Raw genomic sequence first — 26,183 nt, 5'->3', positions numbered from 1 at the left:
GAAAGGTACAGCAAACAAACTAAAAAACAAAAAACTGCCTAATGCAATCTATACATAAGATTTCATCAGACAGTTCCTCGTTATTGTTCTTCATTCGTTTCGTCGTTTTTATCATGACAACGCCAGCAAATACCGTGGAAAGTTAGTCGGTGATCTTTTATAATAAAGTTCCAACGTTTCTCAACAACGGCTTCCACATCTTCAAGTAAGTCCTCTTGAATTTCATCTACAGCACCGCACTCGATACAAACTAGATGATGGTGGAAATGTGCAGCTCCTTCTTGGCGCAAATCATAGCGTGATACGCCATCACCAAAGTTGATTTTGTCGACGATTTTAAGCTCTGTTAGTAATTCTAATGTTCTATAAACAGTAGCCAGACCAATTTCAGGTGCCTTATCTTTTACTAAAAGATAGACATCCTCTGCACTTAAGTGGTCCTCTTCGTGCTCTAGCAAAACAGCAACTGTTGCTTCTCGCTGCGGCGTCAGCTTATAACTAGCACTATGCAACTGTTTTTTTATACGATCAATACGGCTTTCCATGTGACGCCCCCCTAAACTCATTTCATTATACCAAAGGAGTAAATCCTATTACAAGATAGTGATTAGATTTCAAGTACATTTATGCTTTTAGCTGTTACATTACTTGAGTACATACGATATTACGATAAACTCAGCAACTATTATGATGAAAAAAGCGATAAAATTCAACAAAATTGTCCGTCCATTCATCTTTTTCCCGATTTTTCGCTTCGACCAGGAGGGTACAAGTAAATTACATAATACTAGCAACAATATACAATAGATAAGCTGAAATGGAAACCACCAAATCGTATATAGCCAAAACGCCTCAAGTTTTTGTAGTAAAAATACGGAGCTAAATCCAAAAAAAGTTGCGCGTATTGCGACTGTAACACGTACTAAAACTTTTAAGACACTATGTGTAGCAAGTAACAATACAATGCCGACTGAAGCGGCGACAGGTAGCACTAAACGGAAAATAGATTGCCTGTCCACATCTGCTAAACGAGGTTCTATAAATAAAATAAAAGGCTCTGCGTTCGCCCCTCCAATAATATGAAAGCAGATGACGCCACAAACGAAGCTCACTGCAACAATTGATGCGTGATAAAATAGAGAAACCGTACGAGACATTAGCATGCTCCTTTTCTATCAAGGTTTTTACAGCTTATGCTCGTCCGCTTCTATTATGCTAAACTTTATTTATCTTGTTGCAAAGCAAACCAAAGTACTGCAAACGCTGTCTTGGCGTCATAAATACGTCCATCCGCGACCATCGCTTGTGCCTCTTCCAACGAAACTTCTAGTAATTCGACAAATTCATCTTCATCGAGTTCTGCTCTATTTTCAATCTGATATAAATCGGTCGCAACAAATAGGTGAATCACTTCATCCGCAAAGCCAGGTGAAGTAGCAAATGCTTGTAAATACTCAAATTGATGTGCGCCATAACCAGTCTCTTCTTCAAGCTCTCGACGTGCAGTATGAATCGGTTCTTCCCCTATTTCAAGTTTACCAGCAGGAATTTCTACAATAGAACGCTCAAGCGCTTTACGGTATTGTTCAACCATTACAAGCTTACCTTCGTTGGTGATGACAATGACAGCTACTGCTCCTGGGTGCTTAATAATTTCACGCTTAGCCGACTTGCCATTTGGTAATGTGACATCATCGACCTGTAACTTTACAATTTTCCCATCATAAATGGATGTCGTTTGTGTCGTTTTTTCTTCAAACTTTTTCATTGCCTATAACCTCGCTTGTTCTTCAGATATGTTCATTGTACCATTACAAGTAGAGAAATCGAAGGAGGGGCATTCGTATGAAAAAAAGACAGCTCGGTTCAAGTAATTTATATATTTCAGAAATTAGTTTAGGAGGTATGTCTCTTTCGACAGACAAACAAAAGGCAGCAGCCATCGTTGATATGGCTTTAGATGCTGGTATTAACTATATTGACACTGCCGATTTATATGATTTTGGTGCCAACGAACAAATTATTGGCTCCATTTTGGGTAAACGTCGACAAGATGTAATTGTAGCAACGAAAGTAGGCAATCGTTGGACAGAAGGTGTGGAAGGCTGGCATTGGGATGCCTCCCCTGCTTACATTCAAGAGGCGGTTTATAAAAGCCTAAAAAGACTCGGTACAGATTACATCGATGTCTATCAACTACATGGCGGCACAATAGAGGACGATTGGGATGGCATTATGGATACTTTTGAAAACTTGAAAAAAGAAGGTGTCATTCGCGAATATGGTATTTCCTCTATTCGACCAAATGTACTTAAACGTTTTCTACCTGCAAGCGCTGCAAAAAGTGTCATGATGCAATATAGTGCGTTAGATCGTCGCCCTGAAGAATGGCTAGATTTTATTGCGGGTGAAGGTGCTTCAGTAGTAACACGCGGTACCGTTGCAAAAGGCTTACTAACAAACACTTGGAAAGAACGCTTGCAACGCGTTGACGGTTATCAAACCTATACAGCAGATGAATTAACAGCGACATTAACTGACTTAGCAAACCACTATGAGGATTTACATGCATTCGGGCTTGCCTTTAATTTGAAGGAACATGCTATTGCTTCCACTGTGATTGGTGCTAGTTCACAGGAACAACTTGCCCAAACACTGACAGCCTATGAAAAAGTCAATGCCATTACCAACTTTGAAGTAGCCAACACGCTGACAAAAGCGGAACAATACGCAGATCACCGATGAAAAAATGGCTCGTTTTATTGCTCCTTTTAGTTATTCTCGCCATTTCCTCTAGCATGAGCTACGAACAACAGTCTATTATTCCTGAGCTAGAGGAACTGTTGGCTAATAAACCTTTTGAGGCACAACTGTCAGTATTAAAAATTCCATATTGGGATACCGTAGTGTCTGTTGAGGAGCGAGGCTACTTTGAATTTGTAGAATTTCTAATTCGAAAATTCACCCATTTTATAGGTTTTGGCTGTATTGCGCTCGGAATCTACTTTGCATGGGGAAAACGACGTTTTGCTGCGGGTGTCGCCATTGCTCTAACGGCAGTAATTGCAATGCTAGATGAATTCCGCCAAAGCTTTACACCTGGACGCACAATGAACGGGCAAGATGTCCTAGTCGATACAGCTGGCGCTATTGTTTTTATTAGCCTCGTCTTAGCCGTAAAGAAAATACGGATGCTTAAAAAATAAATTTCGTTGGGGCTATCGGCGATTTTAAGCATTCTATCGGCGATTCTCACGGGGCTATCGGCGATTCTCACGGGGTTATCGGCGATTCTCACGGGGTTATCGGCGATTCTCACGGGGCTATCGGCGATTCCTGCCATTCTATCAGCGATTAACTAAAAAACAGTGAATCTCCCAAAAGAGATTCACTGTTTTTACTAATCTAAGACTAAAATTTAGAGCCTTTATCACCGTATTCGTTTAATAATTCTTCAAACGATTTGTTTTTCTCACGTTGCTTACGCTCAAAGGCTAGCTGTGCTTGACGCTCTTCCTCCGCTGCCTGTTCTTTTGCAGATAATGCTTGTTTTGCAGCTTTTAACTTCGCTAACACATCGCCACCTAGCTGATCGGCTAATGTAACAGCTTCTTGCTTTGGTAAACTAGCTGTGTGACGATTATCTACATGCTGTTGTTGTTTTCGTTTTTTTCCCATTGCTTTCACCTTCTTACTTACATTAAGGGCGTTGAACAATTGTTGCTACTCCTTGTCCACCACCGATACATAGTGTAGCAAGGCCTGTTTTTACATCACGCTTCTCCATCTCATGAAGAAGTGTAACTAAAATACGCGCCCCACTTGCACCAATTGGGTGACCAAGAGCAATCGCTCCCCCGTTTACATTTAGTTTATCATGATTGAATGCTAGTTCGCGATCTACAGCAATTGACTGTGCTGCAAATGCTTCATTCGCTTCAATTAAATCTACATCTTCTAAAGATACATTTGCCTTTGCTAATGCTTTTTTCACCGCTGTTACTGGACCAGTACCCATAATGGACGGATCGACGCCTGAGCTCGCATTTGCCGAAATTTGGGCCATTGGCTTAAGCCCTAACTCTAATGCCTTTGCTTTTGACATCACTACAACTGCTGCTGCACCATCGTTAATGCCGGAAGCATTAGCTGCCGTTACTGAGCCGTCCTTTTTAAATGCAGGACGGAGCTTTGATAAAGATTCTGCTGTCACGCCTGCACGCGGAAATTCATCTCGATCAAATATAACAGCGTCGCCTTTTCGTTGTGGAATTTCTACAGCAACGATTTCATCATTAAATTTACCAGCAGCAATAGCCGCTTCTGCACGTTGCTGAGAACGTGCTGCAAAAGTATCTTGCTCCTCACGTGTAATTTCATACGCATCACATAAATTTTCCGCCGTAATGCCCATATGATAATCATTAAATGCACACCATAAACCATCATGAATCATCGTATCCACGACTTTTTGATCGCCCATGCGGAAGCCTTCACGTGCATTTTTCAGTACATACGGTGCTTGGCTCATATTTTCAAAACCACCAGCAACAATAATATCAGCATCCCCTGCTACAATTGCTTGTGCTGCTAAATGTACTGCTTTTAAGCCTGAGCCACATACTTTATTAATTGTTAAAGCAGGAACTGTATTTGGTAATCCTGCTGCTATTGATGCTTGACGAGCCGGATTTTGTCCAAGTCCAGCAGATAAAACATTCCCCATAATGACTTCATCGACTTGTTCACCTGCTACGCCAGCGCGCGCTAATGCTTCTTTAATAACGATACTTCCAAGAGTTGTTGCTGGCACATCCTTTAATGTTCCTTGGAATGAACCGATTGCAGTACGCACGGCACTAACAATCACTACCTCGTTTGTCATAATCATTCTCCCCTTTTCCCCGTTCAAAAATCAACACTGCATGCATATGCTACTAGCAGATAACTATATTTTAACAAATGTTTTGACGATTTTCGATAACAGAAATAATCGCAGTATTTCACAAGTTGTTGTAAAATGTTGTCGTGTTTTAAACAAACGTAGTTGGGAACATTACTATTAAGAAACGTGCATTTCCCTTTTAAGGACAAATGCCTAGACATACAAAGAAAGAAGTCGTGGAGGTATTGAAGATGAAAAAGAAAATGCTTTTATTTTCAGGTATTACAACGACGCTCGCCGCTGCTGCAACAGGGTTGTTCGGCTTTGCGCTTTCCAATAAATTAATGTACATTCAACAAAAAGACCCTGAATTTATTCGTGAACGCGAAACAACTGCCAAACGTTTTGACGAAGCTTGGTACAATAAAAATTTTAAATGCGAATTAAATATTGACTCCCCCAATGGTTACTCCATTCGCGGTATTATGTTCCAACCTCTGCAAACCAATAATACAATGATTATTTGTCACGGCGTTACAGAAAATAAAATCAACTCAGTCAAATACGCACGTCTTTTTGAACGACTAGGATACAACTCCGTAATTTTTGACCATCGAAGACATGGGGACTCGGGTGGTAAAACAACAAGCTATGGCTACTATGAAAAAAATGACTTAGATGCTGTTGTAAAAACCGTCAAAGCGATGATTGGTGATAATGCTATCCTTGGTATTCATGGCGAATCAATGGGTGCGGCAACAATGCTGTTGTATGCGGGAACAGTTGAAGATGGGGCAGATTTTTATATTGCTGATTGTGCTTTTTCAGATTTTTCCATGTTACTTAAACAAATTGCCAAGACAGAATTTAAATACGGTTCAATTATCCCGATTCGCTTCGCCGATTTCTTTATACGACTACGTGATGGGTATTCTTTTAAAAGTGTAACGCCTTCTGAAGCTGTATCACACATCGAAAAGCCCGTTCTCTTTATCCATAGTATTCCAGATACATTTATTCCTGCTTCCATGTCACTCGATTTATATAATAAAAAGACGGGACCGAAAAAATTAAAGCTTTTTGACAAAGGTGCACATGCTCAGTCCTTTAATGAAAATATGGCTGAATACGAAGATCTAATACATGACTTTTTAGAAAGTTTTATTTATCAAAAAATTAATTACGATTCTTCCTCTTCCAATGTCATCCCTTTTCATCGTTAAATGAAAAACCTTGCAAAGCAAAATGTCCATCTACATAACGGACATTTTACAATTTGCAAGGTTTTTTATTATTCTGCAAAAACGATATGCCATTCATCACGTTTTGCCAAAAATTCTTTTGCAAGCGCTTTTGCACCTTCAAGACTATGGCTTGCCGCCCAGCCACATTGCACTTCATTACATGCTGGTACAGCCGTTGCATTCGTCACATCAGTAAATGTTTTTTCTAAAATCGTAAGTAAGTCGTCATAATCATTATGATTAATCAACGATACATAAAAGCCTGTTTGACAACCCATTGGACTGAAATCGACAATATGGTCGGAATAATTGCGAATAAGATCTGCCGATAAATGCTCTAAAGAATGGAGTGCTGGCATTTCCATATGCTCCTTATTAGGTTGTTTGAAGCGAATATCGTATTTATAAACTTCATCGCCACTTTGTCCTACTTTTACACCAGCTAAACGTACATAAGGTGCTTTTACCTTCGTATGGTCTAAATCAAAACTTTCCACATTTGTTTTTTCGCGTTCCATTGCTAACAGCTCCTTTTCTTACAATACTAACTATTATAACGGGTTTTCTATGAAATGTGTAAATTTTTAAAATAGAATGATAATTAAATAGAAGTCTTACACCATTTTTCTAATTAATAACAATCTAAATCTTCTCCTTTTTGAAAAAATATTTTCTTTCTTTTATTTATCGTTTATCTAATACCCTATTTATAAAAGGTTTTATTATGTAAAAAAATTTTTCTTCTCATTTGGCAAAAAAATTTTCTGTATTTACTAACTTTTCTTGTAATAGTAGTATCATAGCAGTTTCAACTTTCTAGATCGCTGAAACCAATGGATGCGGGGGAACCAAATTTTTTGGATGAACATTCAATCCAAGGGGTGAATCCTTGTTAAGGTAGGGCTACTCAAAGGCCCGAATCCGTCAGCTAACCTCGTAAGCGTTAAATGAGAAGGAAGATGGAGCTTGTACTATTTGAAAATGATGTATCTACAGGTCTTAGGGCTTTAAAATACTTATGATCAATACAACCTCCAAAACTCCCCATCATTACTTTTTAATGAATTAGAAAGCGTGATGAAACAATCGTCGGTATCGCCATTTATTATGTTAGAGATAATTGAAAACGGATTCAACGTCACTAATCTACTAGCGGAATGCCCCGATTACTAAGTAAAAACGGAGGAAACCGATATGACTACTCAACAAGAGAAAAAAGGCATCTTTTATGGTTGGTGGATTGTAGTGGCATGTGTCATGATTATGACATTTTTATATGCACCAATTATTAATTTAGTGTCACTTTATACTGTCCCAGTAACGGAAGAATTGGGAATTGGACGGACTGAATTTATGACGTATTACACGATCATGGCTTTAGTATCCATGATTTTTTGCCCAATTGCTGGAAAAGTAATGCGGAAAATGGACATTCGTCTTTATTTGACGATATTTACAACGCTCGGCACCCTTTCCTATGTAGGATTTTCATTTGCGACGACTGCGATGCACTTTTACTTATTCGCAGTGCTAATGGGGGCTTCTTTGGCTGGAGCTGCTCTTATTCCAGCACCAGTATTAATTACAAATTGGTTTAACGAAAAACGTGGATTATGTTTAGGGATTGCACTAGCAGGGAGTGGTCTTGGTGGTGTCATTCTTAGCCCTATTCTAAACTGGCTTATTACAGATTACGGTTGGAGAAGTGCTTACCTCATTACAGGCATTTCAATGTTTGTGTTAATCGTACCTATGGCGTTGTTTGTTATTCGACTTAAGCCTGCAGATAAAGGGCTTGTTCCACTAGGGGAAATAAAAAATAGTGCGACTCCTTCACAATTAGTAGATGGGCTTTCACAAAGAGAAGCACTTAAATCTGTATCATTTTGGGCACTTTGTGCGGCAATTGTTGTCGGTGGTGTTGTCGTCAATGGGATGATTATTAACCTTGCGCCTTATTTAAAGGATATTGGTGGCACACCTCAACATGCTGCGTTATTACTCTCTTTAGGTTCAGCAATGGTAATTATCGGAAAGTTATTAGTCGGTCGCTTATACGATAAATTGGGTACCATTACGACATTACTTATTATTTGTGGTTCTGGTTTAGTAAGCTTTTTATTTTTAATGAGAGGTGACCTATTAATACCTGGTATCCTGTATACGATATTTACGGGATTTGGTGCGACGGCCGTTACAGTTACACCTGCTTACTTAACTTCATCACTATTTGGGGAAAAAGAATATAGCGCGAAATTCGGGATTGTGTCGTTATTCTCCTCACTAGGCGCTGCACTGACACCAATTGTTTCAGGGGCCATTTATAATATTAATCATTCCTATGGATTACTGTTAAATGTCTTAATTGTACTTTCAATCGTTTTATTTGGATTGTTTGTCATTGCCATTAAAACAAAACCTAAAGTTAATACGACTTCAGATATAGAATATTCATTAGACTAGAGAGGTGTATTCATATGACGAAACATGAAACATTACTAATGGCGGAACATTTTCAAGAAGAATTCATTCAGCATCGTAGACATCTACATCAACATCCAGAGATTGGATTCGAACTACCGAATACAGTCGCTTACGTTGAAAAAACATTACTTTCTATGGGTCTAACACCTCAAAAAGTTGGGCAAGCGGGGCTTGTTGTGACGATTGGTAATGGCAATGGGAAAACAATTTTACTAAGAGGCGATATGGACGCATTACCGATGGAGGAAAACACGGATTTACCGTTTAAATCGACAAATGGATTTGCTCATACTTGTGGCCATGACATCCATACGACGTTCATGCTCGGCGCTGCGAAGCTTTTAAAAGAGAAAGAAAAAGATATCAAAGGTACTGTCAAAATCATGTTCCAGCCCGCCGAGGAAATTGGTCTTGGTGCAAGGAATATGATAGAAAATGGCTTACTCGAAAATCCAAAAGTCGATGCTGCCCTTGCCCTCCATGTCACGCCAGATTTAGAAGTAGGGAAATTTGGCTACAAACCAGGCATCGCCGCTTCATCATTAGATGGCTTCTTTCTAAAAGTGCAAGGTAAAGGTGGACACAGCTCTGAGCCGCAAAATGCCATTGATCCATTAATGATTGTCAATGCGATTTACAATCAAATGAATACACTAGTTAGCAAGGAAATCGATCCTAAAGAAAGAGCGGTCCTCGTTATTGGTAAAATGGGTGGCGGCACAGTAGCAAATATTATTCCAGATACAGCACAGTTAGAGGCTACATTACGCTCTTTCAAACCAGAAGTTAGGGATCATCTATTTAATCGAGTTCAAGAAATTATAGATGCGACAGTGAAAATGATGCGCGGAACATATGAATTAAAGACTATCTCTACCCCATCACTATATAATAATGAAGCACTGTGCGAACAAATCGTACCTTTTGTACAAGAAATTGTTGGCGAAAATCATTTACAAGTGGACGCTGAACCATTAGCTGGCACAGAAGATTTCTCTTACATTAGCCAGCAAGTGCCAACAATGTTTATGTGGGCAGGCTCCAATGGGTTAGGTGACAACAACTACCCATTACACAACCCTAATATTATTTTAGACGAAGGTGTTATTCCATTAGGGGTAGCAGTCGTTGTGCATAGTGCGATTAGCTGGTTAAATCAAGCTTAAAACTATCAACTTTCAAAAGTGTAGAAGGTAGACAAACTCAAAATATTTGAGTTCATCTACCTTCTTTTTCTAAAATGGTCATTGTATTTCCATAGGATGAATAGATATGTTTAGGAGCAATACGACAACAAAGCTGATTGCGACTAGTATTGTCACCGCCTTCCATTGGATTTTAAAATCACTCTTTTTCAGTAACAACAATTGATTGATAAAATGAAGGAAAAAAACGATTAGCAACACTACAACAAACTGAAATAGATAATTCATTTTTGTCACTCCTATCTTGAAAAACTGTGCGAAACCCTCTAATGTCTAGTCTTTATTTATATCGGACGTTGCTATCTCTTCTCGACAGTTCTATCTAGCAATTTCCCAATCACGGTTCGCAGATGTTCCTAAATATTCATCAGAGTAATTAGATTCTATTTCTTGTTGCGGGAATTTCTTTAAATACCATTGTTTCATTAGCACATAGTAAATAATTGCCGATAGAGGGAAACCAACGAAATACATATAATCAATAAAGACAATCGCGAGTACACTACTAATGAGCCAAGCAAGCATACCTGCCACGTTTACGCCTCTATTGAATGTAAATTGCCCCTCCTGCCTATACAAATCTTTGACATGTAAACGGCGCTTTCGAAGGATATAGTAATCACAAATAATAACACCTGCTACAGCCGACATAATGGCACCGGAGTACCCTAAGAAACGGAATAACTGCTCTAAAATAATCCAAGGTTGAAACAATGTGCCGATAATTCCCGCTAATATGACACCCCATGTATAGGACAAATGAATGCGCGCACCGGCATTGACAAATGTTAACGACGCCGGAATTAAATTAGAAGCAGTATTCGTTGACCATTGCGCCAATATAACGAGCAATAAGATCATCACCATCACCCAACCTGTTGCAATTTGTTGCACGACTTCAATCGGATTCCAGTTGCCAGTGGCTAAAAAACTAACGGCACCAATAATACCGATAAAGGTTTGGACAGTTGGTAACGCTAATAAGTGAGGAATATAATTATTTTTATTGCGCCGGAACCAATTGCGCTCATTGACTGGTGCTTTTACGTAGCGCGTAATATTCGGAATATCTACGGCAAGTAAAGACCAAAAGCCCATATTTGCCGCCATAATGAGCAACCATGTCGTTTCAGCTGTACTTCCTTCATACGTAAAAATATTTAACCCCTCTTCAGTAGCAATGCTCGATATTTTCACAAAAATCCAAATCGAAATTAAAATAATGGAAGGCGCAGCAATAACAGCAAATCGATCGATTGCTTTAATACCAATGGCCGTATTCGCGATTTGCACAGCTGCAAATACAACATACCAGACAAACCAAGAATCAAAGCCTGTTAAATCTGCTACGATATAGTTGATGGCTGTGGCCCCAAGATATGTTTGAATACCAAACCAAATACAAGCAACGATCCCCCTTATTAACGACGGTATATGTACACCTACTGTGCCAAAGGGTGCTCTTAAATAAGCCGCAAACGATAAACCATGTTCAATCCCAATATCCCCGGTTAAACTAGCAACAATGGCGATTAATACATTAGCAACAAAAATAGCGCCTGCTAATTGCCAGAGTGTCATTGATTCAATACCATTAGCGCCAATTTGGAATGTGGCAATAATAACCGCCATCCCCACCCAAATATTAAAAAATCCTAGTCCTGTAATGATGCGATGCCTTCTTAAAGTGGGCACGATATCCTTTGTGATTAATGTGTTACGTTTCATAAATCTTCCCCCTGATTAAAACTTTATTCGCTTGGATGAAAAATGGCTTTATTTAAATCTCTTAAGTAAGGTACTTCTCTTCGTTGTTGAATGACTCGTTGTAAATCAATTGTTGCGACGATGCATTCATCTTCCTGTACAGCTTCGACTAAAACTTTGCCTTGTGGATCAATAATTCTACTTTTCCCACCAAATTGCGTTGATTGTTTTTCAATTCCTGAACGATTGGCTGCAATAACGTAACAGCCGTTTTCGATTGCTCTTGCTTTACTCGCAGTATCCCAGATGTAGTAACGCTGTTCGCCAAATGCCGAAGGGTAGATAAGGACATTGGCGCCTTGTAACGTTAATATTCTTGCGCCTTCTGGAAACCCGATTTCATAGCAAATTTGTAAACCAATCTTCAAATCTTCTTGATGGATAACAGCTAGTGCATCGCCTCTATTAAATCTAAGATTTTCTTGATCCCAAAGATGTGTTTTTCGATATTTGCCCAATATGCCATTTTTCGCTATAACAAAAGCGGTATCAAATATTGTGCCTTCGATTTCACCCCGTTCTAAAATACAGCCAATAATCTTGACTTCGTGTTGAGTCGCCATACGCTGTAAAAACTCGGTCGTTTCCCCTGGAATCGTCTCAGCATATTGCCAATCTTGTTCTTCCACCCGATAACCTGTATTAAATAATTCGGGTAATACAATGAGTGTTGCCTGTTGTTCAAGTGCTTGTGCTATTAATGTTTGCGCTTTTTGTAAATTGCCTTCTTTATTGCCTAGTTCACAATTCATTTGAATAGCTGCTACTACATGCTTCAAAGTCATCACTCCCCTTTAGTAATTTTTAGATTGCCGATATCATTCAATAATCCTCCTTTCCGATATAAAATTTCGAAGCAAAAATCGTGCCAACTTTTCATCAATTGACATATTGTTAAAGATGCACTTATACTGCGAATTTTTTAAAGGGAAAAATGGAAACTTTGTACCGAAGTTATGCATTTTGGCATAGTAGTAATGCAAATTCGTGTTTGTACTGGTAGAATATCTTGAATCGCGGGTAAAACTCGGGGTATCGAGGGTAAAAGCTCCTAAATCGCTGATAAAACTCGTCCTATCGCCGATAGATGCGTCTAAATCGCTGGTAAAACCTGTGATATCGCCGATAGAAGCTCATGAATCGCTGATAAAACTCATCGTATCGCCGATAGAATAACGTATAGCCTGCACTGAGCGGAAAGTGACCGACATAAGGCACACCATCAGCACAACAAAAAAGTGTTAGATTGATCGCAGTCAATCTAACACTTTTCCTCTAACTATAAAATTCAATCTATAAATTTCAAAAATCTGTTATTCCATATATTTTCATAAAAATCAATTGTCTCTTGTGCTGACATAAATGGGTTATTAAGCGTAGAAGTCGCTTTACGTACCATAAAGTTTTCGTATCCTAAGCCATGGGCAAATTTAATCGTTGCATCCATACAGTACTCAGTTTGGGCGCCGCAAAATTCAATACGCTGTACAGCTAATTCGTCTAACATCGTTTTTAAGTTTGTTTTGTAAAATGAATTGGCATGTTCTTTTCTAACCAAATAGTCTTGCTCTTGCACATCTAAGTCGGCATGAATCGCCCAAAGTTCCTCTTCAGGTACGAGTTCTTCATCACAATGCTGCACAAAAATAATCGGTTTTTGCAGTTCCCGGTAGCACGCAATTCGATTATTTACTTTCGTAAGTAAACTTGGTAGTTCAACCAAATGCTCTGCACTAAAACATACACCATTTTGTAAATCGATGACGATTAAAACATCTGCATTAGCTTTCATTATTTTGCCTCTTTCATATTTAATTTATTGTTTAGGGACGTTATTACTAATAAATTTTCAATTGCGCCAAACTCCTTCTTACTCGGTCGTAATCGGCGTAAGTATTTACACATTTTAAACGTCATTACCTGCCCATGCCTTAACGTTTTCAAATTGGGCATGCGGACAGCGTTTTTTTAATTCTTCAATAAACCCCATTTTATTCTCCGTTAAAATCTTAATACGGCCAAAGCTTGTAGATTCCACACATAGCTCAAGTCCAATATCAGATGGTGTAATGCGATAGCCCGTAAATTTATCTTTTGTCGGCGCAACTTTTCTTATCGTGTGATAAGGTACGCGTCTTTTGAAGGGCCCACCTTTTATTAATAAATACTCCTTATAGAAAATACATTGAAGCGAAGTGCCGTACCACCAAACAATACCTCCAGCAACAAGAAAGAGAACAACAATCAACAGTAAAATAGGTAATGGTAATTGTTTATACAATGAAAGCAATGGAATTGAACCCATGATGACAACGACTAAAAAGATACCGATTAACAAAACCATGTTTACCTTTGTGCGAAAAACCATTCGTCCCTCCCCCTTTCTCCTTCCATTATATAGCATGTTTATCGAATATTAAATTTGGCCATTTTCCTACTAATGGTAGATTGATTCACTTCTAATAATTTTGCCATATCAACAGTTGATTGACATGTTGCAAAAGCCATTTGCAATAATTCCATTTCGGCATATTCTACACATTTTTTTAAAGGCATGATGTCCTTTACGAGAACAGACTTCTCCTTTTTATTTTCGTTTAGTGCCATTGCTAGTGTTTCACTTGTTAGATAATCGGAGTCACTCATGACATAACATCGTTCAATGACGTTTTGTAATTCTCTAATATTTCCAGGCCAGTTGTACGTTGTTAACTTATGTGCAAAGCTTGTATTGAATGTTTTGGCTGAATAATATTTGTTATTTAAATTCGTTAAAAAATGACTTGCTAAAGGCAGTATATCTTCTTTGCGATCACGTAACGGCGGTACATGAATGGGGATAACATTTAATCGATAATATAAATCCTCTCTAAAATTTCCTTTTGTCACTTCTTCAGCAAGATTTCGATGGGTTGCTGCGATAAACCGAACATTAATAGGGATTGTTTTGGCGCTACCAATTCGCTGTAGCGTTTTTTCTTGAATGACGCGAAGTAATTTTATTTGGAGTGCAGGTGGCATATCGCCAATTTCATCTAACAACAACGTACCGTTATGTGCTAGTTCAAATAAGCCGATTTTGCCTTCTCTATTTGCGCCAGTAAATGCACCTTTTTCATAGCCAAACAACTCGGATTCTAATAAATTTTCTGGAATAGCACTACAATTGATTTTCAAAAAAGGCTTCGTTTTACGCTCGCTCATGTCATGAATATAATTGGCAAAAACCTCTTTGCCGACACCTGTCTCTCCTAAAATTAAGACGGTCGAATCTACTGCTGCCACTCGTTTGGCAAGCGCTACTACCGCTTCGAGTTGCTTACTTTGATAGATAAGCGGGCTTATTGATTGGCTATCCTGTTGGCTCAGTTCATGTTGATAGTTATGAATTATACTTGTCAAATGATGGATTTCTTGTTGTAAATTTTTTATATTTGTAATGTCTCTAGAAGCATTGATTACCCGCATAATTTCGCCCTGCTTATTTTTAATAGGCGTTCCGACAACTAATAGCCTTTTATTATTTTTTGTTTGTTGGACCGTCGAAATTTTCTTGTTGTTTTCTAACACTAATCTTGTAATCGAAGGTTGGTACACCCCCTCCCTTTCCAACTCTAAAACATTTTTCCCTATTAGCTGTTCTTCACTTACCCCCCATAGTTGTTTACAAGCTGCACTTACCCGTAATGTTTTTCCTTGATGGTCAGATATATAAAGAGCATCATAGGTACACTTAAATATCGCATTTAATCCTTCACTCTCTTCTTTGTAGCGTTCATATTCATGTTGGTACGGCCATGTTAAATTGATAGAAACTAGTATGTAATATTTATCTTTGTCTACAATCCTTGAAAAGAAATATTGATAGCTTTTGCTGGCACAAATAATATATTTCATTAACGGAATATCAGTCGACATGGATTTTCTTAATAACGGAAGTAATTTCCTATGGTTGATTATTTGTCGATTAAATTGAATGGCTTGTTGTGCTTTGGTATTTAGCATTTTAATAGAAAAATTTTCGTCGTAAATAATGGATGCCAATGGCAGCTTTTCGATCGTTTCGGCAGAAATTTTTATATTTCCTAGCATAGTACCTCTCCATTCTTTAATTTTTTCAGCATTATAACATAAGCCCTATGCATTTGTGCATATTTTCTAAATTTTTTAAAAACTATATTACAAGCTTTCTTTTTTTCGTTAGACTAATGATAAAAATTTATAAAGGGATGGATGTAAGATGCGAAAAGAGATTTTAGTTGCCTATGGTATTGACGTGGATGCTGTTGCAGGTTGGTTAGGGTCTTACGGTGGTGAAGATTCCCCTGATGATATTTCACGTGGTTTATTTGCTGGGGAAGTTGGTACGCCAAGACTGTTAGATTTATTCGATAAACATAATATTAAAACGACTTGGTTTATTCCTGGCCATTCAATTGAAACGTTCCCACGGGAAATGAAAGATGTTTTTGAACGAGGGCATGAAATTGGCGCACATGGCTACTCCCATGAAAATCCTATTGCCATGACACCGAAACAAGAAGAACAAGTATTACTTAAATCAATTCAACTTATTGAAGAATTAACAGGAAAAAAACCGACCGGCTATGTGGCACCTTGGTGGGAATTTTCCAATGTAACGAATGAATTATTAATTAAGCATGGCATACAATACGATCACAGTTTAATGCACAATGATTTTACACCGTATTATGTACGTGTCGGTGATAAATGGACAAAAATTGACTATAGTAAACAAGCAGAAGAATGGATGAAGCCGTTAGAACGAGGCAAAGAAACCGATTTAATTGAAATTCCCGCCAACTGGTATTTGGATGATTTACCGCCGATGATGTTTATTAAAAAATCACCAAACAGTCATGGCTTTGTGAATCCGCACGATATCGAACAAATGTGGAAAGATCAATTCGATTGGGTTTACGAAAATATGGATTATGCTGTCTTTACGATGACAATCCATCCAGATGTTAGTGGGCGTCCACAAGTACTCCAAATGCATCATCGCCTTATCACTTATATTAATTCCCACGAACATATTCGGTGGGTTACATTTAATGATATTGCAAACGATTTCGCAAGACGGTATCCGCGCACATAAGGAGCAAGTGTATGTGTATTTTTTGCGGTGATTTTATTGCAAATGTTCATTGGACGGAGTTCAACAATGCTGTTACATCAGAAGTTATCGTAGGTGAATTACAACGTGTTCGACAGCAAGCGAGAATAGAGCGCGTTCATTTCATCAATAAAATTTTAGTTTTCTATCAGTTAAAACTAACGGATTGGAATGGCAGTAAATTTATTCTTAGCGATTTAAAAGGCACTACGTCCATCGTCCATGATTTAGGTTCGTTATGGGCGGAAGTAGAAAAACGGATTGGCTATGCCATTGACCCACTGAACACTAACTTAATGGAAAAAATCGAATTGAGTGATGATAGATGAAAGCAACAAAAAAAGCCGTGACAATTATTACTGGTAGCTTAGGGAGCGGTAAAACGACATTACTGCAAAACTTATTAACGCATCATCGACTAACGGAAAATATCGCAGTTATCGTCAATGAGTTTGGCAAAGTTGGCTTAGATCATTATTTACTAAGACAAGCAGAAGAAAAAACGACATTACTTCAAGGTGGTTGTATTTGTTGTCAAGCGCGTGAAGATTTAGCGGAAGAATTGCAAAATTACTTATTTCTCTATGAACAAGGGGGTATTAAGTTTGATCGCATTATTATTGAAACAACGGGCTTAGCAGATCCCGCTCCGATTTTATTTACGATTATGACACATCCCATTTTACAGCATCACTTTGTCGTAGATGGAGTTATTACGACCGTCGATGCGAAAAACGGAGCGATGCAAGTACGCAATCACGAAACAACTGTAAAGCAAATCTCAGCAGCTGATACGGTCGCACTAACAAAAATCGATTTAGTAACGCAGGAAGAACTGGATTTTATTCGTGCTGAAATCGTAAGGATTAACCCAAGCTGTACAATACTTAATGTGGAAAAGGGCGATGTAGAGCCATCGATTTTACATGTAGCAAGAAAATATTCTAGCAACGTGTTACCTCGTAACGATCAGCTAGCACCACATACTTTACAATCGCATATTCAATCGATTTCTTTTGCTTTTTTACAACCTTTAAATTGGAATAGTTTTGGTGTATGGCTGAGCTTATTGCTCTACGCAAGAGGCGAAAACATTCTGCGCGTTAAAGGACTACTCGATGTCGGTGAAGCAGGGCCAATCGTCTTAAATGGCGTACAGCATATTATTCACCCTCCTATCCATTTACATGAATGGCCAGAAAATACGCAAGTTTCATATATTGTGTTCATTATGAAAGATATTTCTACTGAGGTATTGCAACAATCATTATTATCCTTCCAAACATTTCTCGGTACAAAAGTCGATTTACTACATGTTCACTCCCTATAGAATCCAAGAAAAAACGTGCTTAGCTAAAAATTGCTACTTTTAGTTAAGCACGCTTACTGTATTAGCCATTTCACTGTTAACTTCAAAGTAGACATAACCTGCAAAACATCTGTTTCGCTTTTAAGTACCATCAATTTATATTCGTGCTTAATCTCTCTATTATTGTAGTGGCATCGTAATATGTCCCTGGAAACGCTTCATTATGTAATTTTTCAAATTGCAGAAAATGATCTTGCGTAAACGGAGTACTTTTTATGTCACTTGCTTTGTTAAAAGCGTGTTCTGTTATTCACAATAACCGATATGGGACGTTTTTTGTTTATTCATACCCGCTAAAAACTGCGATAATTCCTCAATATCTTGTACTTTTTCGATTGTTGCATACATTCCATTTCATCTCACTTTTTATGCTTTAGTTCCTCTTTTATTTCTTCTAAAATGTCGATGACTCGACTATTTTGTTTTTCAATATTTTTTAATCTTTTCTCTACGATATTTGATGAAAAAAACACAAGAAGTATAAGTGCGATGCCGATCATTATGTCCATATGTCCCCACCTTATATGCCAATTATATCCAATTTATAATTAGTAGACAAGAAAACGAAAAAAGCAACCAGTTTACAAAACCAGTTGCTCCTTAAAAATTCCAATTATTTCTGGAATTTGTTCATTTGAGTCATCATTTGGCGTACTTGCTTTTCAGACGGCGTACGACCCATTTGTGCCATCATCATTCGAATCATTTGTTCGTTAATTGGTGGGTTTTCTTTTAAATATTTCATCATAGCTTGACGTGCAAAGTAGAAACCAAGTGCTGCACCAGCTGCTAATGCGATAATTACAATAATAATCCAGCCCCATGTAGGCATACAACCAACCTCCTCCACTACAATATACCGAGAAAAAAACTCTCCACGCTCCATTATACACCAAATACTAGCGTGTTACTATATATTATAGTGAAAAATCCTAGTGCATTGTATACTTCATCGGCTTTAACCAACCACACTCATTATCTTGTTTATTAAAGGCAATAAAACGCTCACTCATTTTTGCTAGCATTTGAAATAAATCCAAATCAAGCATTCGTGAACCTTCACAATAGACACAGATTTTACGATCTACTAAATAAATCGCCATCTTCCCTTTTATCGGATGCTCTAAAAATAAAGCATTCCGCGCCCGTTCTAAATGAGCATATTTAGAATCTAGCTGTGCTTCTAGCATTGCAGCAATTTCATCGAAGCGGACAGTTTCACATATATACGCGAGTTCTTTTAAGGATTTCTCATTGGCATCTTCACAGCCCTGCATCATTTCTAATAACTTACGCTCTCTGCCGAAAATAAACGTTAAATGCTCTTCTTTTATTTTATATATGGAATAGGTTCTCACCAGAAATCCCCCTTCGCTCAGTTTCTTTAACGTAAGTATAGCGGATTGAAACATGTTAATTTGTCAAACGAAGGAGGTAACCATCTTCTATTTTTGTCGAAAAGCTTCTAGTTTCAGCTTATAAAAAAATGGCTCAGCCTCAAGACCTAGATGAAAATCCATTTCCAGTCCGTTTTAGATGATCTTTCAAACAGGTAACATAAAGGTACAAACGAAAGGAGCTAAAACATATGAAAAAATTTCTTTTACTAACTGGAGGTATTATTGCAGCATGTGTTGCACTTGCCTTAATCGGCCCAATTACAGGCTTATTATTTTCAGGTGTACTCGTTGCACTAGGCATGCATTTCTACATTGGCAGTAAATCGACATTTGCAAAAATCATTTGGTTTACTGTTGGATTAATTGGTGTGCTTTCAGCTGTTTCTAATATTCCAGCAATGATTGGTCTTGCCGCAATCGCCATTATTTATGTTATCTATAAAAAATGGAATGGTGAAGACGTTAAAATCCCAACAGTGGAAGCGAAAGAAGAAGACCCGTTTACTAACTTTGAAAAAGAATGGTCAAATTTAACAAAATAAAAGGAGCGAATTACTAATGAACTTATTCCAACGTTTTAGATACACAATTGAGGCTGATTTACATCAAGTATTTGATAAAAAGGAACAAAAAAATCCTATCGCTATGTTAAATCAATATATTCGCGAGGCAGAGAAGCAAACAGAGCAAACAGGCAAATTATTAGAACGTCAAGGTAAGCTAAAAGAAAAAATGGAACTTGAGCTTAAACAAAATGCCGAATTACTCGCTAAACGTGAAGCGCAACTTCAATTAGCATTAGGTAGTGGCGAACAAGACTTAATCGATTTCGCATCTGACGAAGTAGCTGCTTATACAACTCGCAATCATACGTTGCAGGCGAGCATTGAGGCGAGCACGCAAGAATACTTTGAGCTAGAGCGTAAATTTGAAACAATGAAGCATAAAATTAAAGATATGAAAGTTCGTCAATTACAGCTAATGGGGAAAGAAAATGTTACGCGTGCGCACCATCAAATGGACGGTATGCTAGCCAACAACAATAAAGCTAATTTCGAGGATTTAGAATCTTATATCGATAAGCTTGCTTACCGTATCGACAAAGATCATGAGGTAACAACTTTTGAGGCACGCCTTGCCGCACTAGAAAAAAATTCAGCCGAAGCTACTTCACCCCTACTCATTGAAAAGAAATAACATGTTATAATGAAAAGAAATAAGGGATGCCTCAATTATTGAAGCATCCCATTTCTTTGAGCATAGGGGGAAGAAAAAGAGATAAAGGATAATGATTCATGAAAAAGAATAAAAAAAGGAAACGGTTTAATCTATTGATTACTATATGTATTTTTACTTTTCTTATACTTCTATTTATGACCTTTCTATTATGTAGTTATCGTTTTATCGCACAACAACACATTAAACAAAAAAGTAGTGAACTAATGGATAATGGCGGGATTAGTGAGCTAAAAGAAGTAAATGTAAATGGAGACAGACAGTTTCTATTAGTTGAAGGGAAAGATAAGAACAACCCATTTTGTTTATTTTTACATGGTGGTCCTGGCTCTCCTTTCCCATATGGCGTCAGCGCTCGAACATTGTATTCGGAAATAACCGATAACTGTGTGGCTGTGTATTATGATCAAAGAGGTTCAGGTAAAAGTTATAACAAGGAATTATCTATTTCTACAATGAACCTTCGTCAATTCACAGATGATGCAAATGTTATCGTTGATTATATTAGAGAAACCTATCATCAAGAAAAAATATTTGTCATTGGTCAATCATTTGGTACAGTAATTGGAACTCAATTAGTAGCCAACTATCCAGAAAAAATTCATGCCTATATGGGCATAGCTCAATTAACGAATAGTAGTAAGGGGCAAGAACTTGGTTATCATTGGTTAAAAAGTGAAGCTATTGCGAATGATGATAAAAAAACACTGCAAGTATTAGAGACTTTAGGAAAAGGACCGTATTTTGCAGACGAGGAAGATCAATTTAGCGATCTTATCAATCAATATAAAGGCATGAATTATTATGATGATACAATCAAAAAAGTGAATGTCATTAATTTAATAAAAGGGGCGTTTACTTCCCCTGATTACTCACTACATGATTTATATAAAGCATTTATTTCAGGTCCACAATTTAGTTTAGTAAAAAGCACTGAACTAAAAAAAGAAATTTTAGAGACGAACTTTTTTGAGTCTACCAAACGTATTGATGTCCCTGTATATTTTATTCAAGGTAAATACGATAAACAGACTAATTATGAATTGGCACAACAGTATTATGAATTATTAGATGCACCAAATGGTAAACAGTTTATTACATTAGAACATTCTGCTCATTATCCGAATGCCCTCGATGCTGATATAATACCGAATGCCATTAAAACGATGGTAGAAGCACATGACTAGAATTCTAATATTTCTCGGAATTTAATTTAGTAGAAAGAAGGGTGACCCTCTTGCAAAACTTTACAACAAATAAACTGACATTTTGGGTACTATGCTTCTTTTTACTCGTTTTTGTAGAGCTCACAATTTTCAATAATGGTGGTGCTTTTTGTTTAATCATTGGGGCTATTTTGCTCTATTTAAGCTTTTCGAAAAACATACGATTTTTAAAATGGACTGGGATTTTCTTTATCGCCATCTCCCTCTTTACGATGTGGAGTTTGCGCCTATTTATCGTTATCTTGCTCTTATACATGCTCTATCAATACTTACAACGAGAAAATGAACCGAAAATCGTTACTTTAGAATTCGAAAAGCTACCAGCCAGCAAAAATGAACTATTTGGTACAATACCTGCACCTGTAGATGCCTATAAATGGCAAGATGTGCAAATTCAACGTCTTGCTGGTGACATTACGATTGATACAACCCAAACGATTTTACCTGCTGGCCAGAGTCTAGTTACTATTCGACAAGGCATTGGCAAAGTACAAATTTATGTTCCTTATGAAATTCCGTTTCGATTACACTACACGACGTTATTTGGAGATTTTACATGTCTACAAGGTAGTCCACAGCGGCTCATGAATGAAAGTATTGTGTTCTCAGATGGCAACCCTGAAGATGCAAAGCGTACCCTCGTTATTCATGTTGCTACATGGCTAGGAGATTTGGAGGTGCTACGTAAATGATTGCATTTCTTTCGCGAGTCTTTACTTTATTTTTTATATTAATTGGGGCAGCATTCGGCCTTCTCTTCGCTGTCTGGGGCGAACCAAATGAAGAAGTGTGGCAGCCTTTATGGCAACAAAACTATGATAATATCCCGTTAGGTGGCGTTATTTTAATAAGTCTATTTGCACTTAGTTTCATCATTTCATGCTGGATTAGTATGACAGCTCGAGCGCGCGAAGCACAAGCTACCCGCTTTGTGAAGGAATTAATCGAGCCTGATTTTGTACTTCCTAAAAAACAGGCTCTACCGAAGCCACTAAAAAAAGCACTTGTGCAAACGAGCGAGCTAATTGATACACAACGAAAAAGCTTACAGCGTCTTTCCAATGAACGCGCTGAAGCGAACGATAAAGTCATCCAAGAGCGTATTATTGCTGAACGACAACGTCTAGCACGTGAACTGCATGACTCCGTTTCACAGCAATTATTTGCCGCTTCGATGTTACTTTCTGCCTTAACAGAAAGCAATGAAAATGCTAAAAGTTTAAAGCAAGTAGAAAAAGTTGTACAGCAGGCACAGCTTGAAATGCGCGCATTATTATTACATTTACGCCCTGTTGCCTTACACAATAAAACCCTTGCTCAAGGCTTAGAAGAATTAATTATTGAGCTTCAACAAAAAGTCTATTTTCATATTGAATATGAGCTAGAGGAAATATCTTTATCAAAGGCAGAGGAAGATCACTTATTCCGCATTGCGCAGGAAGCTTTATCAAATACGTTACGCCATTCAAAGGCAACAGAGGTTGAATTATTGCTTGTTGCACGAGATGATTTGGCGATTTTACGGATACAAGATAATGGCCTCGGCTTTGATGTGGAAGCAGACAAATCGACTTCCTATGGACTACAAAATATCGCCGAGCGAGCAGTTGAAATTGGCTGTACGTATAAAATTGTTTCTGTACCTGGAGAAGGTACGATTGTAGAGGTAAAAGTTCCCCTACAGAAGGAGGTTGTTGAAGTTGATACAAGTACTAATAGTGGATGACCATGAGATGGTCCGAATTGGCGTATCTGCCTACTTGTCAGCACAGCCTGATATTACGGTTGTTGGCGAAGCGGAAAATGGTGTAGAGGCTGTAGAACGTGCCCTTGCCCTTCGCCCCGATATTATTTTAATGGACAATGTCATGCCTGTCATGACAGGCGCAGAAGCAACTGCAAAAATATTAGAAGCATGGCCAGAAGCAAAAATCATGATGGTCACAAGCTTTTTAGATGATGATAAAGTTTATCCAGCTTTGGAGGCTGGTGCAATTAGCTATATTTTAAAAACATCCAACGCTAAGCAAATTGCTGACGCCATCCGAAAAACCATCGGCGGCCAGACAGTATTAGAGCCAGAAGTCACATCTAAAATGATGCATCGTATGCGCTATGGTTCGAACACACCGCTTTATGAGCAATTAACAGACCGAGAAATGGAAGTTCTTCTATTAATGGCAAAGGGCAAAGCAAATCAAGAAATCGCCGATGACTTATACATCGCATTAAAAACGGTGAAAACCCATGTCAGCAATATTTTAGCCAAATTAGATGTTCAAGATCGTACACAAGCCGTCGTCTACGCCTTCCAAAATGGTTTAGCAAAGTAATTGTAGTGCTGTTTTTGTGGCGATTTGAGTGCTTATAGTGGCGATTCATCTGGTTCTATCAGCAATTAAAGGATAACTGAACATTTGATTCAGCTATCCTTTTTTACATATAATTTAGAACAATAAATCCCGCACAACTTGTGCAATCAACAAAATAAAGATAGCAGGCAGTGTAATTTGAAGCCATTTCACCTTAATATATTGCACCATTCTCATTCCTACATGAGAGCCCAAAATCGAACCAGCCGTAACTGGAATCGCAATCCCCCAATCGACAATGCCAAAAAGATAATAAAATACAAAAGCGCTCATACAACTGGAAAACATCACGAAACGCGTTAATTCAACTGCCTTTACATAGCTATGTTGCCTCTTAATAAAATACATAATATTCATTAATGCTGAGCCTGGACCAAAACCACCATCATACATACTAATAAAAAATGGCGTGATGGATGATGGCTTTTTTTCCTGATCGCCTTCTGTAACCATCCCTAGCTTTTTATTATTTTTTAGCACAATAAAAAAGGAAAAAGTAAGAATAATACAAGCCATAATATTCATTATTTGTTCGGACAATCGTGTTGCTAAAAATGCACCAGTAACTCCCCCAAAACATGCCATCAACATAAATGGCAACATCTCTTTGAGAGAAATGTCTTTTTTAAATAATAGTGTCAGGACATTTGTAAATGAAGAAATACCTGTTGCAAACTTATTCACTGCCACCGTAGCATGAATTGGTACACCAACTAATAACATAGCTGGGAGTAAGACAAAGCCCGCTGCCCCAAACATAACACCAATCATCGCAGCAATTATTCCGATAGAAAATAACATCAATCCATTTACTGAAAACCATTCATTTAAGAAAATTACCATTTCGCTCACCTCTCTTTCTAAATTACTGCTATAATTTACATAAAACAAATATATATTTTTTTCCTAATCATAAAAAAAATTTATAATATGGTGATAACAATGAATTTACATGCACTAAGAATTTTCACAAAAGTTGCAGATTTAGGGAGCATAACGGCTGCAGCAAATGAATTACGGTTAAGCCAACCTGCTGTGACAATCCAAATTCGTAATTTAGAAAAAGAGTTGGGTTTGCAGCTAACGAAAAGTAAAGGACGAGGAATTCAATTAACAGAAGAAGGGCGCTTTGTTTATGAACAAGGACAACGCTTGTTCCACTTAGAAGCCCAAATTGAAGATAAGCTGAAAGCATTTGTCGCAAAAGAAGAAAAAATTCATATTGCGACTTCTTACATTCCGATTAATTATGTCCTACCTGAATATATCGCAAATTACAAATTAATGTATCCTGGTGTAGAATTTTACGTATCATTAGGAAATGTAAAATCAGTGGAAGATAAAATTCGAAATTACGAAGCAGACTTCGGATTTGTTGTACAAAGTAATATAGGACACGAAGATCTTTATTTTGAAAAATTAATGGAGATCGAATTTGCATTTATAGCCCATCCATCACATCCATTAGCTAATCAAAGTGTCTCGTTAAGTGCATTATCCAAGGAAGAATTAATTTATCGCGAAGAAGGAAGTTCGACACGCGATTTATTAGAGGCTGTTTTTTATGCTCAAAATTGTCCATTGCCTAAGATTGGCTTACAGATGCAAGGGCTATTTGAATCTTTAAAAGCTGTAGAAGCTGGCTATGGTATTGTCCTCGCCCCACTTCTTAGCGTAACTAACAGCATAGAAACGAAGAAATTGGCCCCTATCTTTATAAAAAATGTAGAGATTAAGCAAAGTTTATTTATTTGTACTAGAAAAAGCGAATTGACAAACCCAAAATTTGTAAGTTATTTACAAGAACATTTTATATCGAAATAACAATAGATGCTATTCCGATACATTTTAAGGTCAA

The 26,183-nt window shown here is 37.7% G+C and carries 31 protein-coding genes and 1 riboswitch; of the genes, 15 read left to right on the top strand and 16 right to left on the bottom strand.

What is annotated here, in order from left to right:
• Window positions 1–80 precede the first annotated feature (80 nt).
• The 3 genes from FH508_RS06720 to FH508_RS06710 all read right to left on the bottom strand — a co-directional run bounded on the left by FH508_RS06720 (window position 81) and on the right by FH508_RS06710 (window position 1,768).
• A complete protein-coding gene (locus tag FH508_RS06720; RefSeq protein ID WP_069510924.1) occupies window positions 81–545 on the bottom strand; it encodes a ferric iron uptake transcriptional regulator in 465 nt (154 codons plus the stop codon).
• Window positions 546–644: 99 nt separating this feature from the next.
• Window positions 645–1,157: a hypothetical protein gene (locus FH508_RS06715; protein WP_228134421.1), complete on the bottom strand. Its 513-nt coding sequence runs from the start codon at window positions 1,155–1,157 to the stop codon at window positions 645–647.
• Between the two features lie 65 nt (window positions 1,158–1,222).
• Window positions 1,223–1,768 carry an NUDIX domain-containing protein gene (locus FH508_RS06710; protein WP_173478257.1) on the bottom strand — a complete coding sequence of 182 codons (546 nt, stop codon included), beginning with the start codon at window positions 1,766–1,768 and terminating at the stop codon, window positions 1,223–1,225.
• Window positions 1,769–1,845: 77 nt separating this feature from the next.
• Here FH508_RS06710 and FH508_RS06705 point away from each other — a divergent pair, with 77 nt between their 5' ends.
• Entirely contained in the window at window positions 1,846–2,745 is a 900-nt protein-coding gene (locus FH508_RS06705) for an aldo/keto reductase (RefSeq protein ID WP_173478256.1), read from the top strand.
• A complete protein-coding gene (locus FH508_RS06700; RefSeq protein WP_173478255.1) occupies window positions 2,742–3,206 on the top strand; it encodes a VanZ family protein in 465 nt (154 codons plus the stop codon). The genes FH508_RS06705 and FH508_RS06700 overlap by 4 nt, the downstream gene beginning before the upstream one ends.
• A 205-nt stretch (window positions 3,207–3,411) precedes the next feature.
• Here FH508_RS06700 and FH508_RS06695 read toward each other — a convergent pair whose 3' ends face one another.
• Both FH508_RS06695 and FH508_RS06690 read right to left on the bottom strand, forming a co-directional pair.
• Window positions 3,412–3,678 carry a YqkE family protein gene (locus tag FH508_RS06695; RefSeq protein ID WP_173478254.1) on the bottom strand — a complete coding sequence of 89 codons (267 nt, stop codon included), beginning with the start codon at window positions 3,676–3,678 and terminating at the stop codon, window positions 3,412–3,414.
• Window positions 3,679–3,700: 22 nt separating this feature from the next.
• Complete coding sequence (locus FH508_RS06690) at window positions 3,701–4,885, bottom strand: acetyl-CoA C-acetyltransferase (RefSeq protein WP_173478253.1); 1,185 nt, start codon at window positions 4,883–4,885, stop codon at window positions 3,701–3,703.
• A 251-nt stretch (window positions 4,886–5,136) separates the two neighbouring features.
• Between FH508_RS06690 and FH508_RS06685 the strand changes: the two genes are divergently transcribed.
• Window positions 5,137–6,108 (top strand): alpha/beta hydrolase, encoded by a 972-nt coding sequence (locus FH508_RS06685; protein ID WP_173478252.1) that lies wholly within the window; start codon window positions 5,137–5,139, stop codon window positions 6,106–6,108.
• A 68-nt stretch (window positions 6,109–6,176) separates the two neighbouring features.
• Here the strand turns inward: FH508_RS06685 and FH508_RS06680 are convergent, their stop codons facing one another.
• Window positions 6,177–6,647, bottom strand: a complete 471-nt coding sequence (locus FH508_RS06680) for an S-ribosylhomocysteine lyase (protein ID WP_173478251.1) — start codon at window positions 6,645–6,647, stop codon at window positions 6,177–6,179.
• 294 nt (window positions 6,648–6,941) lie between these two features.
• Window positions 6,942–7,088, top strand: a riboswitch (cyclic di-AMP (ydaO/yuaA leader).
• Between the two features lie 235 nt (window positions 7,089–7,323).
• Here FH508_RS06680 and FH508_RS06675 point away from each other — a divergent pair.
• Window positions 7,324–8,592 carry an MFS transporter gene (locus FH508_RS06675; RefSeq protein ID WP_173478250.1) on the top strand — a complete coding sequence of 423 codons (1,269 nt, stop codon included), beginning with the start codon at window positions 7,324–7,326 and terminating at the stop codon, window positions 8,590–8,592.
• A gap of 14 nt (window positions 8,593–8,606) precedes the next feature.
• Window positions 8,607–9,779, top strand: a complete 1,173-nt coding sequence (locus FH508_RS06670; protein ID WP_173478249.1) for a M20 metallopeptidase family protein — start codon at window positions 8,607–8,609, stop codon at window positions 9,777–9,779.
• 78 nt (window positions 9,780–9,857) lie between these two features.
• Here the strand turns inward: FH508_RS06670 and FH508_RS06665 are convergent, their stop codons facing one another.
• The 6 genes from FH508_RS06665 to FH508_RS06640 all read right to left on the bottom strand — a co-directional run bounded on the left by FH508_RS06665 (window position 9,858) and on the right by FH508_RS06640 (window position 15,677).
• The gene (locus tag FH508_RS06665) at window positions 9,858–10,046 is read right to left on the bottom strand and encodes a hypothetical protein (protein ID WP_173478248.1); all 189 of its coding nucleotides are present in this window, start codon (window positions 10,044–10,046) and stop codon (window positions 9,858–9,860) included.
• Between the two features lie 90 nt (window positions 10,047–10,136).
• Window positions 10,137–11,546 (bottom strand): NCS1 family transporter, encoded by a 1,410-nt coding sequence (locus FH508_RS06660; RefSeq protein ID WP_173478247.1) that lies wholly within the window; start codon window positions 11,544–11,546, stop codon window positions 10,137–10,139.
• Window positions 11,547–11,569: 23 nt separating this feature from the next.
• Window positions 11,570–12,364, bottom strand: a complete 795-nt coding sequence (locus FH508_RS06655) for a carbon-nitrogen hydrolase family protein (RefSeq protein ID WP_370635704.1) — start codon at window positions 12,362–12,364, stop codon at window positions 11,570–11,572.
• A 509-nt stretch (window positions 12,365–12,873) separates the two neighbouring features.
• Complete coding sequence (locus FH508_RS06650) at window positions 12,874–13,377, bottom strand: cysteine hydrolase family protein (RefSeq protein WP_173478245.1); 504 nt, start codon at window positions 13,375–13,377, stop codon at window positions 12,874–12,876.
• A 114-nt stretch (window positions 13,378–13,491) separates the two neighbouring features.
• A complete protein-coding gene (locus FH508_RS06645) occupies window positions 13,492–13,953 on the bottom strand; it encodes a PH domain-containing protein (RefSeq protein ID WP_173478244.1) in 462 nt (153 codons plus the stop codon).
• A gap of 38 nt (window positions 13,954–13,991) precedes the next feature.
• A complete protein-coding gene (locus FH508_RS06640) occupies window positions 13,992–15,677 on the bottom strand; it encodes a sigma-54 interaction domain-containing protein (RefSeq protein ID WP_173478243.1) in 1,686 nt (561 codons plus the stop codon).
• 148 nt (window positions 15,678–15,825) lie between these two features.
• On the opposite strand from FH508_RS06640, the gene FH508_RS06635 reads away from it, so the two are divergent.
• Genes FH508_RS06635 through FH508_RS06625 form a run of 3 tightly spaced genes read left to right on the top strand, consistent with a single transcriptional unit; the run spans window position 15,826 to window position 18,052 of the window.
• Window positions 15,826–16,704: a polysaccharide deacetylase family protein gene (locus tag FH508_RS06635; RefSeq protein WP_173478242.1), complete on the top strand. Its 879-nt coding sequence runs from the start codon at window positions 15,826–15,828 to the stop codon at window positions 16,702–16,704.
• An 11-nt stretch (window positions 16,705–16,715) separates the two neighbouring features.
• A complete protein-coding gene (locus FH508_RS06630; RefSeq protein ID WP_173478241.1) occupies window positions 16,716–17,051 on the top strand; it encodes a hypothetical protein in 336 nt (111 codons plus the stop codon).
• Window positions 17,048–18,052 (top strand): CobW family GTP-binding protein, encoded by a 1,005-nt coding sequence (locus FH508_RS06625; protein ID WP_173478240.1) that lies wholly within the window; start codon window positions 17,048–17,050, stop codon window positions 18,050–18,052. Before FH508_RS06630 ends, FH508_RS06625 begins: the two co-directional genes overlap by 4 nt.
• Before the next feature lie 398 nt (window positions 18,053–18,450).
• Here FH508_RS06625 and FH508_RS06620 read toward each other — a convergent pair whose 3' ends face one another.
• The 3 genes from FH508_RS06620 to sirA all read right to left on the bottom strand — a co-directional run bounded on the left by FH508_RS06620 (window position 18,451) and on the right by sirA (window position 19,449).
• Window positions 18,451–18,600, bottom strand: a complete 150-nt coding sequence (locus tag FH508_RS06620) for a hypothetical protein (RefSeq protein WP_173478239.1) — start codon at window positions 18,598–18,600, stop codon at window positions 18,451–18,453.
• A 104-nt stretch (window positions 18,601–18,704) separates the two neighbouring features.
• Window positions 18,705–18,923: a YneF family protein gene (locus FH508_RS06615; protein WP_024361518.1), complete on the bottom strand. Its 219-nt coding sequence runs from the start codon at window positions 18,921–18,923 to the stop codon at window positions 18,705–18,707.
• A 100-nt stretch (window positions 18,924–19,023) separates the two neighbouring features.
• Window positions 19,024–19,449 (bottom strand): sporulation inhibitor of replication protein SirA, encoded by a 426-nt coding sequence (gene sirA, locus FH508_RS06610; RefSeq protein WP_173478238.1) that lies wholly within the window; start codon window positions 19,447–19,449, stop codon window positions 19,024–19,026.
• 230 nt (window positions 19,450–19,679) lie between these two features.
• Here sirA and FH508_RS06605 point away from each other — a divergent pair, with 230 nt between their 5' ends.
• From FH508_RS06605 to FH508_RS06580, 6 genes are all read left to right on the top strand, one after another.
• Window positions 19,680–20,033 carry a lmo0954 family membrane protein gene (locus FH508_RS06605; protein ID WP_173478237.1) on the top strand — a complete coding sequence of 118 codons (354 nt, stop codon included), beginning with the start codon at window positions 19,680–19,682 and terminating at the stop codon, window positions 20,031–20,033.
• A 16-nt stretch (window positions 20,034–20,049) separates the two neighbouring features.
• Window positions 20,050–20,688 carry a PspA/IM30 family protein gene (locus tag FH508_RS06600; protein ID WP_173478236.1) on the top strand — a complete coding sequence of 213 codons (639 nt, stop codon included), beginning with the start codon at window positions 20,050–20,052 and terminating at the stop codon, window positions 20,686–20,688.
• A gap of 98 nt (window positions 20,689–20,786) precedes the next feature.
• Window positions 20,787–21,914: an alpha/beta fold hydrolase gene (locus FH508_RS06595; protein ID WP_228134419.1), complete on the top strand. Its 1,128-nt coding sequence runs from the start codon at window positions 20,787–20,789 to the stop codon at window positions 21,912–21,914.
• Between the two features lie 50 nt (window positions 21,915–21,964).
• Complete coding sequence (gene liaF / locus FH508_RS06590) at window positions 21,965–22,645, top strand: cell wall-active antibiotics response protein LiaF (RefSeq protein WP_173478234.1); 681 nt, start codon at window positions 21,965–21,967, stop codon at window positions 22,643–22,645.
• The gene (locus tag FH508_RS06585) at window positions 22,642–23,679 is read left to right on the top strand and encodes a sensor histidine kinase (protein WP_173478233.1); all 1,038 of its coding nucleotides are present in this window, start codon (window positions 22,642–22,644) and stop codon (window positions 23,677–23,679) included. The genes liaF and FH508_RS06585 overlap by 4 nt, the downstream gene beginning before the upstream one ends.
• Window positions 23,654–24,286 (top strand): response regulator transcription factor, encoded by a 633-nt coding sequence (locus FH508_RS06580; RefSeq protein WP_173478232.1) that lies wholly within the window; start codon window positions 23,654–23,656, stop codon window positions 24,284–24,286. The genes FH508_RS06585 and FH508_RS06580 overlap by 26 nt, the downstream gene beginning before the upstream one ends.
• Window positions 24,287–24,400: 114 nt before the next feature.
• On the opposite strand, the gene FH508_RS06575 is transcribed toward FH508_RS06580, so the two are convergent.
• A complete protein-coding gene (locus tag FH508_RS06575) occupies window positions 24,401–25,168 on the bottom strand; it encodes a sulfite exporter TauE/SafE family protein (protein WP_173478231.1) in 768 nt (255 codons plus the stop codon).
• 99 nt (window positions 25,169–25,267) lie between these two features.
• On the opposite strand from FH508_RS06575, the gene FH508_RS06570 reads away from it, so the two are divergent.
• On the top strand, window positions 25,268–26,149 hold the full coding sequence (locus tag FH508_RS06570; RefSeq protein WP_173478230.1) for a LysR family transcriptional regulator: 882 nt from the start codon (window positions 25,268–25,270) through the stop codon (window positions 26,147–26,149).
• Window positions 26,150–26,183 lie beyond the last annotated feature (34 nt).

The sequence above is a fragment of the Lysinibacillus sp. CD3-6 genome (assembly GCF_006351725.2).
In the GTDB taxonomy this organism is placed as follows: Bacteria; Bacillota; Bacilli; order Bacillales_A; family Planococcaceae; genus Lysinibacillus.
This window is presented reverse-complemented; position numbering and strand designations above follow the sequence as displayed.